The organism is Sphingomonas sp. IC-11 (assembly GCF_021043365.1).
Classification (GTDB): Bacteria; Pseudomonadota; Alphaproteobacteria; order Sphingomonadales; family Sphingomonadaceae; genus Sphingomonas.
In genome coordinates, this window is record NZ_JAJNDU010000001.1 from 114717 (window position 1) to 128539 (window position 13823).

A 13823-nucleotide genomic window follows, 5' to 3' on the forward strand; every position below is an offset into this window, starting at 1 on the left:
CGATGCGCCAAGCGCCGTTCACGCGGTTCGTCGTCAAGGCGCTGATTGGGACGAGGTGCCCGCCGCCACGGATGAAAACAAGAAAGGGACCGGATGCGCCTGGCACCCGGTCCCTTCTTGATCGGATCGACAACTGCTGTGCCGTTGCTGAGCCATCCGACGTCGTATCGGGCGCAGCCTGGGCCGCGCCCGTCCGAAATCAGAAGTCCATGCCGCCCATGCCGCCGCCCGGCATTGCCGGCATCGCGGGCTTGTCTTCCGGCAGCTCTGCCACGGTGGCTTCCGTGGTGATGAGCAGGCCGGCGACCGAGGCTGCGTTCTGGAGCGCGGTGCGCACGACCTTGGTCGGGTCGATCACGCCGGCCTGAACCAGGTTCTCGTAGGTATCGGTCGACGCGTTGAAGCCGAACGAAGTGTCGCTCTGATCAAGCAGCTTGCCCGAGACCACTGCGCCGTCATGGCCAGCGTTCTGCGCGATCTGACGCACCAGCGCGGTCAGCGACTTGCGAACGATGTCGACGCCGCGCGTCTGATCGTCATTGTCGCCCTTCAGGCCTTCGAGCGCCTTCGTCGCGTACAGCAGTGCGGTGCCGCCGCCCGGAACGATGCCCTCTTCGACGGCAGCGCGGGTTGCGTGCAGCGCGTCGTCAACGCGGTCCTTGCGCTCCTTCACCTCGACCTCGGTCGCACCGCCGACCTTGATCACGGCGACGCCGCCAGCGAGCTTCGCGAGACGCTCCTGGAGCTTCTCACGGTCGTAGTCGGACGTGGTGACTTCGATCTGCTGACGGATCGCCTCGGTGCGGCCCTTGATCGCTTCGGCATCACCGGCGCCATCGACGATGGTGGTGTTGTCCTTGTCGATCGTGACGCGCTTGGCGGTGCCGAGCATGCCGAGCGTAACGGTCTCGAGCTTGATGCCGAGATCCTCGGAAACGACTTCGCCCTTGGTGAGGATCGCGATGTCCTCGAGCATCGCCTTGCGACGATCGCCGAAGCCCGGCGCCTTGACCGCTGCGACCTTCAGGCCGCCGCGCAGCTTGTTGACGACGAGCGTGGCCAGCGCCTCGCCCTCGATGTCCTCGGCGATGATGAGGAGCGGACGGCCCGACTGCACAACCGCCTCGAGGATCGGAAGCATCGACTGCAGGTTCGACAGCTTCTTCTCGTGGATCAGGATGTACGGGTCGTTCAGTTCGACCTGCATCTTTTCCGGGTTGGTGATGAAGTACGGCGACAGATAGCCGCGGTCGAACTGCATGCCCTCAACGACGTCGAGCTCGAATTCGAGACCCTTCGCCTCTTCGACGGTGATCACGCCTTCCTTGCCGACCTTCTCCATGGCCTCGGCGATCTTCTCGCCGACTTCACGGTCGCCATTCGCGGAGATGATGCCGACCTGGGCAACTTCCTGCGAACCCGAGACGGGCTTCGAGCGCGCCTTGATGTCGTCGACGACCTTGTGGACGGCGAGGTCGATACCGCGCTTCAGGTCCATCGGGTTCATGCCGGCGGCAACCGACTTCATGCCCTCGCGAACGATCGCCTGGGCGAGAACGGTCGCGGTGGTGGTGCCGTCACCGGCGATGTCGTTGGTCTTCGAGGCCACTTCGCGCACCATCTGTGCGCCCATGTTCTCGAACTTGTCCTTGAGCTCGATTTCCTTGGCGACCGACACACCGTCCTTGGTGATGCGGGGCGCGCCGAAGCTCTTGTCGATGACGACGTTGCGGCCCTTCGGCCCCAGCGTGACCTTCACGGCATCGGCGAGGATGTCGACGCCCTTGAGAATGCGCTCGCGTGCTTCACGCGAGAATTTCACGTCCTTGGCTGCCATGTGGCTACCCTTTCAGATGAACGAATGTTGAGAAAGTTGAGGCTGTCGAACGGAATCTCAGGCGATGATGCCGAGAATGTCCGATTCCTTCATGATGAGCAGGTCTTCGCCGTTCACCTTCACTTCGGTGCCCGACCACTTGCCGAACAGGATACGATCACCGGCCTTGACGTCGAGCGGCGTGACCTTGCCGTCTTCCGCCTTGGCGCCCGCACCGGCGGCGACAACCTCGCCCTCCTGCGGCTTTTCCTTGGCGGTGTCGGGAATGATGATCCCGCCGGCAGTCTTTTCCTCGGCCTCGACGCGGCGCACGAGCACGCGGTCGTGCAGCGGACGGAAGTTCATGGCTGTACCCTCTTTTGAGCGGTGTGACTGTTTTTTGGCACTCGCCTGAATCGAGTGCCAACGCGGGCCATATGTGTCTGGTCAATCACCGCGTCAACGGCACGGGACACAAAAAATTGGAACCACCGGTCAGATCGTGCGTGGAACCAGGCCCAGCCGTTCGCGGGCATACCAGCGCCACATTAGCAGGACGGAAACGGCAAGCAGGCCGACGGCGAGGCCGGTCCAGATGCCGACGCCGGCCCAGCCAGCCTCGAAGCCGAGGAAGATGGACGTGCCAAAGCCGACCACCCAATAGCCGAACAGCGCGATGAACATCGGCACGCGCGTATCCTGCAAGCCGCGCAATACGCCCGCCGCCACCGCCTGGGCGCCGTCCACCAGCTGGAACATGGCCGCAAGCGCCAGATACTGTACCGCGAGCTTGACGACGATGGCATTGGCGGGCGCGTCCACATCGACATAAGCGCTCACGAACAGGCGCGGCGCTGCCCACATGGCGGCGGCCGTGATGCCCATGAAGCCGATCCCCACCGCCAGAGCGACGCGGCCCGCACGCGCGATCCAATCCCGGTCCCGTGCGCCATAGGCCATGCCGACGCGTATGGTGGCCGCCTGTGCAATGCCGAACGGCACCTGGAAAGCGATGGCGGCGATATTGAGCGCCACGGCATGGGCCGCGACTTCGTTGACGCCGATCAAACCCATTAGGATCGCGGCCCCACCGAACAGCGCGCCCTCGAAGGTCCAGGTCAGCATGATCGGAACGCCGAGCCGGATGATGTCGCGGAAGCGTGGCCATTCGGTTGCCCACCATCGGCCGAACAGGTGATACCGTCGCAACCGCCGGTCGAAGCGGATGATGGCGGCATAAGCGATTGCCATCGCCGTCAGGCTGATGACGCTGGCGATCGCAGATCCTTCCAGCCCGAGAGCCGGCGCGCCAAGATTGCCGAAGACCAGCGCCCAGTTGGCGACAATGCTCACCAGCAGCGCGAGGCCAGTGACGGCAAAGGCCCACCCCGGACGGCCAAGCGCGGCCGCCGACGATCGCATGATTCCCGCCGCGACACCGGGCAAAAGACCGATCAGGATGATGTCGAGAAAGTGCCCTGCGCGGCGCGCCACATCCGGATCCTGCCCGGCCAGCAGCAGAAGCGTCTCGCCATGCGCCAGCAGGAGCAGCACCGGCAGCGCGGCGGCAGCGCCGACCCAGAAGGCCATGCGCACGCTGCGTCGCACTTCGCGTACGGCATGGCGCCGGCGCCCGAGCTCTGCCGCAATCAGCGGGGAAGCGGCGCTGGTGAGGCCGATCAGCGCATACATGCTGAGGTTGAAGAGGAACACGCCGAGCGTTGCGGCCGCCAGATCGACCGTACCGAGTCGCGCGACGAAGATCACGTCGACCGCGCTTACCGCCATCTGCAACAGGTTCGCGCCAACCAGGGGCGCGGCAAGGCGAGTCAGGGCGGACAGCTCGGCCCGGTCGCTCGCCGGACGCGTTTCGGTCAGCGGCGGGGCGGCAGCAAGCTCCATGACGGCGCCGGGTTAGGCCGAAAATCTTACGGTGGAAAGGCCGCGGCGCCAGTAAAGCGCGCTGAACCGTGCGCCCTTGGGCAGCAGTTTCGCCGTATTGCTCCACCCATACACCTTCGGCTAAACCACTGGCGGACTTTCCGGGAAATCATGATGAAGCTTGTACGCGGCGCGTGGAAACTGCTGGTCGGCATCAAGGACGCGCTGGTGCTGGTGGCGATGCTGCTGTTCTTCGCATTGCTGTTCGCCGCGCTGAACTCGCGGCCAAGCACGCCTGCAATCAAGGACGGTGCGCTTGTGCTCGATCTCGACGGGCCCATCGTCGAACAACCGGAAGAAGTGCCGGCGCTCGCCTTTGTGTCCGGTCAGCAGATCGGCCGCCAGTATCGACTTCGCGATGTCGTGCACGCCATCGATGCGGCACGCACCGACACACGCGTGAAGGCTATTGTGCTCGACCTCGACCGTTTCGGCGGCGCCTATCCTGCGATCCTGGCGGAAGTAGCCGAGGCGCTGGTCCGTGTTCGTCAGAGCGGAAAGCCGGTGCTGGCCTATGCGACCGGATATACGGATGGCAGCTACCGGCTCGCTGCGGCGGCGAGCGAGATCTGGGTGGATCCGCTGGGCGGCACGATCTTCAGCGGGCCCGGAGGCAGCCGGCTTTATTACAAGGGGCTGATCGACAAGCTGGGCGTCACTACCCACGTCTTCCGCGTCGGCAAGTTCAAGTCCGCGGTGGAGCCTTATACCCGCGCGGACGAGAGCCCGGAATCGCGTGCCGCTTCGCAAGCGCTCTATGGATCGCTGTTCGAACAGTGGAAGAATGCGATTGCGCAGGCCCGGCCGAAGGCGCGGGTCGACGGCTGGCTGACGCAGCCGAGCCGTATCGTACAGGCGGCCGGCGGCGATCTCGGCAAGGCGAGCCTTGAGTCCGGCATCGTCGACAAGCTGGGCGACCGCCTGACGTTCGGGCGTCGCGTCGCCGAGATCGTCGGCGCTGACAAGGACAAGCCGGCCGGCTCGTTCAAGCAGATCCGCTACGCCAGCTATGTTCAGGCAAACCCGGCGCCCAACGACGGCGAAATCGGCGTGGTGACGGTCGCCGGTGAAATCGTGGACGGCAAGGCCGGTCCTGGCACTGCGGGCGGCGATACCATTTCCAAGTACATCCTTGATGGCTTGGCCGAGAAGAAGTTGAAGGCGCTGGTCGTGCGCGTCGACTCGCCGGGCGGGTCGGTCATGGCGTCGGAGCGTATCCGCCTCGCCGTGCTGGAGGCAAAGCGTCGCGGGCTGCCGATCGTCGTATCGATGGGCGGCGTCGCTGCATCGGGTGGTTATTGGGTGTCGATGCCGGGCGAGGTGATCTTCGCCGATCCCGGTACCATCACTGGCTCGATCGGCGTTTTCGGCGTTCTCCCGAGCTTCGAGAAGAGCCTCGCGAAGATCGGCATCACCAGCGACGGGGTGAAGCTGACCCCGCTGGCGGGTCAGCCCGACATCGTCGCTGGCATCAATGACGAGGCGGGGGCGCTGATCCAGTCAAGCATGGAGCAAGTCTATGGTCAGTTCCTTGCCCGTGTGTCCCAGTCCCGCAAGATTCCGGTCGCGCGGGTCGACGAGATCGCGCAGGGGCGCGTCTGGGAAGGCGGCACGGCACGCCAGCTCGGTCTGGTTGATCGCTTCGGCACGCTCGACGATGCCCTGAAGGAAGCGGCACGGCGCGCAAAGCTCGATCCGGCAAAGGCCAAGCCGGTGTACCTCGAGAAGAAGCCGAGCTGGGCGGCGCAGATTGCGCAGCAGATTGGCGACAGCGAGGACGAGAACGGCAGCGCGCCGACCGATGCGCTCGGCCGGATCGCGTGGGAGCAGCGGCAGGTGCTGGCCCGCGCCGCCGGTGACGTCCGTCGCCTGGCAATGGCCGGCGGAATCCAGGCGCGCTGCCTGGAATGTGGCGCGGTCGGCCCGGCGCAGGTGATGGCTGGCGACCAGCGCCTGCTCGATCTCCTGCTGGCGCGGTTCGGGTTGTGATCGCTGCCATCCTGCTGGCGCTGCAGGCCGCGGCGGCCGCCGCCGTGCCGCCTGCGGTCCAGCCGGCGTCGCCGCGCACGCTGAACGGGCGCTTCGCCTGCGACGCGATCGTCTATGAGGTGCAGGTGACCGCAACGCCTCAGTCGGGGGCGGGCGTGCTGCTCGATCGGCTGATGATCGGCGGCAAGCCGGTTGACAGCGGTTCGCTGGCTGAGGCGCGGCGAATGGTGGCACGATTGGCGGACGTCCAGTCGATCGATGTGCGGTGCCGCGCTGCGGGCGGCGGCGAACTGAGCATTTACGGGGCGCAAGCCGCACCGGGCGCGCCGCCGCGGCGCGCGCGCCTGCGCGGCACCATGAACGGCGGCGCCGTCTCCGACCTGACCGTCGCCGTCGAGCAGCGCTGATGGGGTACGCCCCAATATGGGTGGCGCTGGAATCGATTGACGATCATCCGGCTTTGCTGCCGATTAGGGGCGCCTGCCCGGCTCAAGGGCCGGCACTGCCAGAAGGAGGCGCCTGACCATGATCGCCATTCGCGCCGCCACGCCCGCCGACGCGGCGACAATTGCGGCAATCTATGCGCCCTATGTACTGTCCGGCACGGTTTCATTTGAAAGCGAGGCGCCGGACACGCGACAGATGCGGCAACGCATGGCTGCCTCCGACGGCTTTTATCCCTGGATGGTGGCGACGTCGGGCGCAGGCGACGACGCCGCTGTGGTCGGATATGCCTATGCTACCCGCTTTCGCGAGCGGGCCGCCTATCGCTACGTGGTGGAAACGTCGATCTATCTGTCCGGATCGGTTCAGCGGCAGGGGGTGGGACGGCTGCTTTACGAGGCACTCGTCGATACGCTGCGCGCGCAAGGCTTCACCCAGGCGATCGGCGTGATCGCACTTCCCAACGATAGTTCGATTTCGTTGCACGAGGCAGTCGGCTTCCGCCGGGCCGGCATCTATCGCGAGGTCGGCTACAAGCAGGGGCGCTGGGTGGACGTCGGCTTCTGGCAATGTGCGCTGAACGAAAGCGTGGTGCCGCCGATCGAGCCGCGGCGTTTTGCGGACGTTGGCGTGGTCCGCGCCTGATCCCGGGGCGACGCCGCGCCTTGCCTGCCCGATCAGCGAAGATCGCTGTGACAGCGGGACCGCTCAGCGGCGCTGGCGATACGCCGGCAGATGCAATTGCCACCGGATCGCCGCTGCACGCAGCGCGAAGCCGGCGCTCGCAGCGAGGATCGCAGCCACGGCGCCGGCCATTCCCAGCAAGGTGAGGCCCACGAACAGTGCCGACGCCAGCGCCGCCGCGGTGACATAAAGCTCCGGGCGCATCAGGATCGATGGCTCTCCGGCGAGAACGTCACGGATGATGCCCCCGACGCACGCCGTCACCACGCCCATCAGGAAAGCAGGCACCGGCGGCACGCCATAGCCAAGCGCCTTGGCCGCGCCATAAACCGCGTAAGCGGCGAGGCCCACCGCGTCGAACCAGTCAAGCGCTTCTCCGCGCCACCAGCGTTCGGGCGTGACCCAGATCACCAACGCCACCGACAGGCAGACGGCGGCGGCGCGGCTGTCGACGATCCAGAATACCGGCGCGCCGATCAGCAGATCGCGAACTGTGCCCCCGCCCACGCCCGTGATGATCGCGAAGAACGCGAGCGTGACCATTGTCTGCCCCCGCCGGGCGGCGGCAAGCGCACCGGAGGCAGCGAACACCGCGAGGCCGGCAAGGTCGAACCAGGGCGCGAGAGCCGGGAGGGCGGCGACGGGCGGCATGGGCGAGCGGTTATCAGATCATTGTTCAGCAGGGGAGTGGGTGTCGCGTGCCACCCCGCTGCGGGTTCGTCCTCAGCCGAAGTTATGCTTGATCGTCAGATACGGCAGGATGTGCTGACTGCGCACCCGATCTTCCACTCGGAAAGGGGAAGGCGTGCGCCGGTCCGGATCAAAGAACAGCCGGCTGCGCCGCGCGGGGAAGTCACCCAGATTGTCGACGCTCAGCGTCACGGTGGTGCTGCGCGTCGGGCGATATTCGGCAAAGGCGGTGATGTACGGATTGCCGGGGTAAAACGTGTCCAGTTCATTGCGTCGGTAATAGGTGGACGGGTCGTCGCCGGAGAAGCCAACACCCCACGCAAAGTCACCCATGTCCTGGCGCCAGTTCACCTCATAAACAAAGGGGGAAGCGCCCGAGAAAGGACGCTGGCGGCCGGTATAGGGATCTCGGACGGACGTGCCGACATAGCTCAGGCGACCGGAGATACGCCCGCCCTTGATGCCCAGCCTTGATACGGGCACGTCAAAGGTCGCCCGGGCGATCTTGCTGCTGCCATCGCCCAGATTTCCCGGCGCATCGAACCCTTCGGGGGTGGGCACCCGATCCTGCACCAGCGACGTTCGCGTGTAGCCGAGCTCGACCTTCACCAGCCCGTCGCCAAGCACCTGTTTCTCGATCGTCGCCAGCGCCTCCCACGAACGCTGCGGCACCAGCTCGGCGTTGCCCCCGTTCACCCGTTCATTGGTCAATTCGGCCGCGCTGATGAAGTCCTCGAAACGCAGCTGCGCCACCGTGCGCGCAATCGACGCCTGCGCCCGCCAACCGTTTCCTGGTCGCCAGTCGAGGTTCACCTTCGGCTTCAGGAACCGGAGCGAGCGTTTCGCTTCGGCATCGCCTTCCACGGTCAGGCGGGACATTTCGTAGTTGAGCGCCAGATCCATGCGCAGCTTGGGCGACAGCGATCGGCTGGCGCTGGCGAACGCTTCTGCGCGATATTCGGTGACGGTTGCATCATCCACCGGCAAATCGATGCGGGTGCGCGTGCCGTCTTCGGCCAGGGAGAACAGGTCGACCTTGCTGCGCAGCCGGTTCAATGCGCCTTCGATACCGGTTTCCACGGACCAGCCGTTCAGATCAGGCCGCGTCCACAGCGCGCGCAACACGGCTTCGTCGCGCTGGCTTCGCACCTGCTGTTCATCGCCGTCGATCACATTCCCGCGCACCCGCAGAAGCGCCCGTTCGCGGTCCTGGCGGTCGCGTCGGGTGGCCAGGCCAATGAGCTTCACGCCGCCACCCAGCAGCGGCCGCTGGATATCACCGCCAACTTCCCATTCGTCGAAGTTGAACCGCTGGTTCAAGCGGTCGTCGCGCGCGACCCCGCCCACCGGCAGAACGTCGTTAGTCTGGCTCAGGCGAAAGCGGTCGAACGCATAGCGGGCATTGAACCGGGCGGTCTCGAATTGCGACGCCTTGTAATCCCATGAGCCCGATACGAACGCATTGGGATCCGCGATCGAGTTGATCTTGCGCCGATATTCAAGAAGTTCACCGGAGGGTGAGGCGCGCAGCGTGTCATACCCTTCTTCGCTGGTCTGGTTATTGTTCACACCAATGGACGCGTTGAACGTGGAATCGCCGCGGCGCAGGAGCGTGGAAACGCTGCCTTCGGGAAACAGCTTGCCGTCATATTGACGGCGCAACGTGCCCGTGGCCGTTCCCGCGAGGCCGCCTTCGCCGGTGAGGAACAGGTTCACGACCTGCGCCTTGCCGCTATATTCCGCGCCGAAGAGCGTGCCTGGCCCAACCTCCACGCGCGCGACGCGACTGGCGGGAATACGCGCGAGCACGACATCAATGGTGTCACTCTTCGACGACGGCCGCTGACCGTTGATGACGACATTGCCCGCCGCCTGCCCAAAGCCGCGAACGTCCTCCTCCACCTGTTCCAGGGTGAAGCCGGGCACACGGCGAACGATCTCAAGCGCATTGGCCGGCTGAAACCGCTGAAAGAACGTCGCTTCGTACACAGTGCGCCCGGTTGCATCGGCCGTCTGTGCCGAGGCAGGTGCCGCAACCAGGGCGACTGCCGCATGGGCAGCCAGTGCGACACGCATGTTTGATACTCCCCCGATCCTCTCTGACAGCCGCCACTACGCAAGCATCAGGCCAAGAGGAAGAAGCCGCCCGGAGGAGTTATTGCCGCGGTGGTGGCGAGAGGTGAGAACCGCCCAGCGCATCACCCGCCGTGGCGTCGAGCGTGGCCGCTCACGCCGCTGTCCGGTTCCGCACGGTCAATGTTCGTTTCCGAACAGTTCAGTCGCGCCGCCAATCGTCGAGTGCCGCGTCATAGGCATCACGCGCTTGGATGCGCGCCCGATCCAGCTTCGTGCGTTCCGCCGCTTGCGCTTTGTCCAGCGCGCGGCGCCGCGCGGCGAGCGCTTCCTCCTCGAGTTTCAATTGCGCGCGCTCCTCGGCATAGCGCGCTTCTGCCGCTTCGATGGCGGCCTCTGCCTTGTCGAGGGCCGCCCGGCTAGGTTTCGCCTTTGGCTTGGGTGGGGGCTTGCGAGCCGCCGCGTCTGGTCTCGCGCCACGGGGCGCTGGCTTGGGCGCGGGTGGATCCGGAGCATCGGCCATGGTGCGTGCCACACGGATTACCTCGCCAGGATGAGCCAGGGGCTCGCGCGTCAAATCGGGATCGGTGACCACCTCCGCCATGCCGCGTGCAAACAGGTTCGCATCGCTGCCCCACGCTGCCAGCGCTGCCTTCTGGCTGGGCGCTGCGACATAGGCGTCGTGGAACCCGGCAGGCGTTCGATAAACCTTCAGCTTCGGCATGCACCTACTTGTCGCGCGCTTGCCGCACCCCGGCAAGCGCCGTCTCGACACCGCCACGCGAGCCGCCTATCGCTCCGGTGAAACAAAGGATTTTTGGGGGATTTAATGCCGACAGCCAGCAAGGTGCTCGATCGCGTCCTGGTGCTCGAGATGGTGCGCGTGACGGAGGCGGCAGCGATCGGTGCTTCCACCCTGATCGGGCGCGGCGACGAGAAGGCGGCGGATGCGGCGGCTGTTGAGGCCATGCGCGAGGCGCTGAACACGCTCGACATCGATGGCACCGTCGTGATCGGCGAAGGCGAGCGCGACGAGGCGCCGATGCTGTTCATCGGCGAAAAGGTCGGCGCGGCTCAGGGCACCGGGCCGAAGATCGACATCGCGCTCGATCCGCTGGAAGGCACCACGATCTGCGCAAAGGCCGGTCCGAACAGCCTCGCCGTGCTGGCAATCGGAGAGGAAGGCTGCCTTCTCAACGCGCCCGACGTGTACATGGACAAGCTGGCGGTCGGTCCGGGTCTTCCGGAAGGAGTGATCGATCTCGATCGCACACCGACCCAGAATATCGAGGCGATTGCCGCCGCTAAGGGCGTTCGCCCGAACGAGATCATCGCTTGCGTGCTCGATCGTCCGCGGCACGAGAAGCTGATCGCGGAGCTGCGTTCGATCGGCTGCGGCGTGGTGCTGATCGGCGACGGCGACGTGGCCGGCGTGATCGCCACGACCGATCCGGACACCACCATCGACGTGTACATGGGATCGGGCGGCGCGCCGGAAGGCGTGCTGGCCTGTGCCGCGCTGCGCTGCGTCGGTGGTCAGTTCAAGGGCCGGCTGTTGTTCCGCAACGAGGACGAGCGCGCCCGCGCCCGCAAGTGGGGCATCACCGATCTGGACAAGCAATATGATCTGAAAGATCTGGCGAAGGGCGATTGCATCTTTGCCGCCACCGGCGTCACCGACGGATCGTTGCTGGAAGGCGTGAAGCGCCGCGGCAAGACCATGACGACCGAAAGCGTCGTCATGCGCGCCTCGTCGGGCACCGTTCGCTGGGTGAAGGGCGAGCACCGGCTCGACCGCTGATCCGGGGTAATTGATGCTGGCCGCAGCGCTGCTCCTTGCCGCGCTCGGCCTGCTTGCCCACGGCTGGTCGACGAAGCGGAGCGCTGCCGCGCGCATTGCCTGGGCGTTCCGCGGCAGTTCTGCCTCGCGGCCGCGCGCGACCCTGGGTTGGGCGCTGGGTATCGCCCTCATGTACGGTGCCACGACACTGGCGGCGCTGGCACTGTTGGGCCGGTTTGATGCGCTGACGGTGCTTCCCGTCGAGCTTCGCGCCGCGGCGACGCATCTTGGCGTTGCGCCACTTCGCATCGATGCAGTGGCCGAGATCGCATGGTCGATCGGTGGCGGCTTCGTGCTGGGCGCCATTGCCGTCATCGTCATGGCACGGCGCGGCTGGCTGCGCCTCGGATTGATGTATCGCTCCCCCGCCGTCGCTACGAACCGGCGCGAGGCCGGGGCGGCAGTTCTGCTCGCCACGGCGGCGGGCGTCGGGGAGGAATTGTTCTTCCGGCTGCTGATCCCGCTGCTCGTCGCGATCGTCTCGGGCAGCGGGGTTGCCGGCTGCGCGGTCGGCTGGGCGACGTTCGCGCTGGCGCATCGCTACCAGGGCGCGCTCGGCATGGCGGCGGTGGCGATCGTCGGGGCGGTGCTGGCTTGGTTGTATTTGGCTACCGGCCTGCTGTGGCTGGTTATCCTGCTGCACACGCTGGTGGACGCCAATGCGCTGGTCTTGCGCCCATGGCTGGAAAAGCTGGCTCGTCCGCGCCCGGCACAATGAGCCTGCGGACAGGATAGGGCGAAAAAGAAAGGGGAGCGACTTGCGCTCCCCGTTTCAGTCTTACTTGCTGCGCTCGACCTGTTCGAAGTCGAGCTCGACCGGCGTCGCACGACCGAAGATGGACACCGAAACCTTCACCTTCGACTTGTCGAAATCCAGTTCCTCGACGGTGCCGTTGAAGCTTGCGAACGGGCCTTCCAGAACCTTGACGGCATCGCCGATCTCGAAATCGACCTTGACCTTCGCCTTGGGCGCGGCTGCGGCTTCTTCCTTGCTGTTCAGCATGCGCGACGCTTCCGCCTCGCTGATCGCCTGCGGCTTTCCGGAGGAGCCGAGGAAGCCAGTCACCTTGGGCGTGTTCTTGACGAGGTGATAGACTTGGTCGGTCATGTCCAGCTTGGCCAGCACATAACCGGGCATGAACTTCCGCTCGACCTGCACCTTCTTGCCTCGGCGGGCTTCCTGCACCGTCTCGGTGGGCACCTCGATGCGCTCCACGAGCTGTTCCAGGCCCATGCGGCTGGCTTCGGCCATGATCGCGTCGCGAACCTTGCCCTCGAAGCCGGAATAAGCGTGGATGATGTACCAGCGTGCCATGTGGGGACGCGTCCTTCCTGTTACTTGGCCAGGCTCAGCAGCGCGTTGACGATCGCATTGAACGCCGTATCCACGCCGAGGAAGAAGAGCGCCAGGATCGTCGTCATGATCATCACCATGACGCCGGTCATGATCGTTTCGCGCCGGCTCGGCCACACGACCTTCTTGGTCTCGGCGCGAACCTGGTTGATGAATTCGATCGGGGACGTCTTCGCCACGTGCCTTGCCTTTTATTCGTTCAAGCCGAAGCGGGGCATAACCTCTCTACCGCTTCCCTCGTGAGGAAACGATGAGTGGCCGTCCGCGCTGTCGGATGCGACGGGCGAGATAGCGCTGCACAGGTGCAAGAGCAAGGGGAGGAGCGGCTTTCGCGCCTGCACTCTCGCTTATTGGTGGATCATTTCGACAACGACGTCCCGCACCTTGGGGGCGCCACGCTGGACATTGAAGTCGCACTCGCGATCCTCAACCACCTGCAGCACGGTCTTGCCGGCTTCCGTGGGATTGTCGCTCAGCATCTTCACGGGGCATCGCCACGCGAGGTTGAACGGCTTGCCCCATTGTTCGCCACGCGCCTCGGCATAGGCGTAGCAGGTGTTTTCCACCATTTCGGCGCCGGTGAAGCGGTAGCCGCCGGCATCTACCAACTCGCGGATCACTCCGCCGCCGTAATCGCGCCCTTCCGGGGTGGAGACAAAGGCTGCACGCAGCGAACTGTTTCCGCTTTCGCTGGCGGAGGTGAGCCCGGCGCAAAGCCCGGCATCGGGGCTGGCCTGATCTTCGGTGGCGGCGACCGGAACGGCGTTCTGCGCCGAATCGCACGCCGTCAGGACAAGGGCGGATCCGACAATCAGATTGAGTATCTTCATCGATCTTCCGGCCAGGCGAGAAGGTGAACACTGACCTGCGGTCATTCCGGGCCGGACGGCCGAACCGCAAAAAGGCTGGCAGGGGAGCTCGGATTCGAACCGAGGGCCTTCGGTTTTGGAGACCGACGCTCTAACCAGCTGAGCTACACCCCTGCAGCAGCA

Annotated in this window: 14 protein-coding genes and 1 tRNA gene; 5 read left to right on the top strand and 10 right to left on the bottom strand. The window is 65.5% G+C overall.

Features of this window, described 5'->3' with window-relative positions; genetic code table 11:
- Nucleotides 1–199: 199 nt before the first annotated feature.
- The 3 genes from groL to LQ954_RS00450 all read right to left on the bottom strand — a co-directional run bounded on the left by groL (nucleotide 200) and on the right by LQ954_RS00450 (nucleotide 3718).
- Nucleotides 200–1837 (bottom strand): chaperonin GroEL, encoded by a 1638-nt coding sequence (gene groL, locus LQ954_RS00440; RefSeq protein WP_231021389.1) that lies wholly within the window; start codon nucleotides 1835–1837, stop codon nucleotides 200–202.
- A gap of 57 nt (nucleotides 1838–1894) precedes the next feature.
- The gene (groES, locus tag LQ954_RS00445) at nucleotides 1895–2182 is read right to left on the bottom strand and encodes a co-chaperone GroES (protein ID WP_066777169.1); all 288 of its coding nucleotides are present in this window, start codon (nucleotides 2180–2182) and stop codon (nucleotides 1895–1897) included.
- A 129-nt stretch (nucleotides 2183–2311) separates the two neighbouring features.
- Nucleotides 2312–3718: an MATE family efflux transporter gene (locus LQ954_RS00450; RefSeq protein ID WP_227771186.1), complete on the bottom strand. Its 1407-nt coding sequence runs from the start codon at nucleotides 3716–3718 to the stop codon at nucleotides 2312–2314.
- Between the two features lie 153 nt (nucleotides 3719–3871).
- On the opposite strand from LQ954_RS00450, the gene sppA reads away from it, so the two are divergent.
- The 3 genes from sppA (at nucleotide 3872) to LQ954_RS00465 (ending at nucleotide 6835) form a co-directional block, all read left to right on the top strand.
- Nucleotides 3872–5746 carry a signal peptide peptidase SppA gene (sppA, locus tag LQ954_RS00455; protein ID WP_231022682.1) on the top strand — a complete coding sequence of 625 codons (1875 nt, stop codon included), beginning with the start codon at nucleotides 3872–3874 and terminating at the stop codon, nucleotides 5744–5746.
- Nucleotides 5743–6153, top strand: coding sequence for a hypothetical protein (locus LQ954_RS00460; protein ID WP_231021390.1), 411 nt, complete (start codon nucleotides 5743–5745; stop codon nucleotides 6151–6153). Before sppA ends, LQ954_RS00460 begins: the two co-directional genes overlap by 4 nt.
- Before the next feature lie 118 nt (nucleotides 6154–6271).
- The gene (locus tag LQ954_RS00465; RefSeq protein WP_227771189.1) at nucleotides 6272–6835 is read left to right on the top strand and encodes a GNAT family N-acetyltransferase; all 564 of its coding nucleotides are present in this window, start codon (nucleotides 6272–6274) and stop codon (nucleotides 6833–6835) included.
- Nucleotides 6836–6898: 63 nt separating this feature from the next.
- On the opposite strand, the gene LQ954_RS00470 is transcribed toward LQ954_RS00465, so the two are convergent.
- From LQ954_RS00470 to LQ954_RS00480, 3 genes are all read right to left on the bottom strand, one after another.
- Nucleotides 6899–7525, bottom strand: a complete 627-nt coding sequence (locus LQ954_RS00470) for a trimeric intracellular cation channel family protein (protein ID WP_227771190.1) — start codon at nucleotides 7523–7525, stop codon at nucleotides 6899–6901.
- Between the two features lie 72 nt (nucleotides 7526–7597).
- A complete protein-coding gene (locus LQ954_RS00475; protein WP_231021391.1) occupies nucleotides 7598–9640 on the bottom strand; it encodes a TonB-dependent receptor domain-containing protein in 2043 nt (680 codons plus the stop codon).
- A 199-nt stretch (nucleotides 9641–9839) separates the two neighbouring features.
- Nucleotides 9840–10361: a hypothetical protein gene (locus LQ954_RS00480; RefSeq protein WP_231021392.1), complete on the bottom strand. Its 522-nt coding sequence runs from the start codon at nucleotides 10359–10361 to the stop codon at nucleotides 9840–9842.
- A 105-nt stretch (nucleotides 10362–10466) separates the two neighbouring features.
- Here LQ954_RS00480 and glpX point away from each other — a divergent pair, with 105 nt between their 5' ends.
- Nucleotides 10467–11438, top strand: a complete 972-nt coding sequence (gene glpX / locus LQ954_RS00485) for a class II fructose-bisphosphatase (RefSeq protein WP_227771193.1) — start codon at nucleotides 10467–10469, stop codon at nucleotides 11436–11438.
- A gap of 13 nt (nucleotides 11439–11451) precedes the next feature.
- Nucleotides 11452–12195, top strand: a complete 744-nt coding sequence (locus tag LQ954_RS00490; RefSeq protein WP_231021393.1) for a CPBP family intramembrane glutamic endopeptidase — start codon at nucleotides 11452–11454, stop codon at nucleotides 12193–12195.
- 60 nt (nucleotides 12196–12255) lie between these two features.
- Here LQ954_RS00490 and nusG read toward each other — a convergent pair whose 3' ends face one another.
- From nusG to LQ954_RS00510, 4 genes are all read right to left on the bottom strand, one after another.
- The gene (gene nusG / locus LQ954_RS00495) at nucleotides 12256–12792 is read right to left on the bottom strand and encodes a transcription termination/antitermination protein NusG (protein ID WP_227771195.1); all 537 of its coding nucleotides are present in this window, start codon (nucleotides 12790–12792) and stop codon (nucleotides 12256–12258) included.
- A gap of 20 nt (nucleotides 12793–12812) precedes the next feature.
- Complete coding sequence (gene secE, locus LQ954_RS00500) at nucleotides 12813–13010, bottom strand: preprotein translocase subunit SecE (protein WP_088333318.1); 198 nt, start codon at nucleotides 13008–13010, stop codon at nucleotides 12813–12815.
- Nucleotides 13011–13178: 168 nt separating this feature from the next.
- A complete protein-coding gene (locus LQ954_RS00505; RefSeq protein WP_231021394.1) occupies nucleotides 13179–13661 on the bottom strand; it encodes a hypothetical protein in 483 nt (160 codons plus the stop codon).
- Between the two features lie 76 nt (nucleotides 13662–13737).
- Nucleotides 13738–13814 (bottom strand) — tRNA-Trp (locus LQ954_RS00510).
- Nucleotides 13815–13823: the final 9 nt, after the last annotated feature.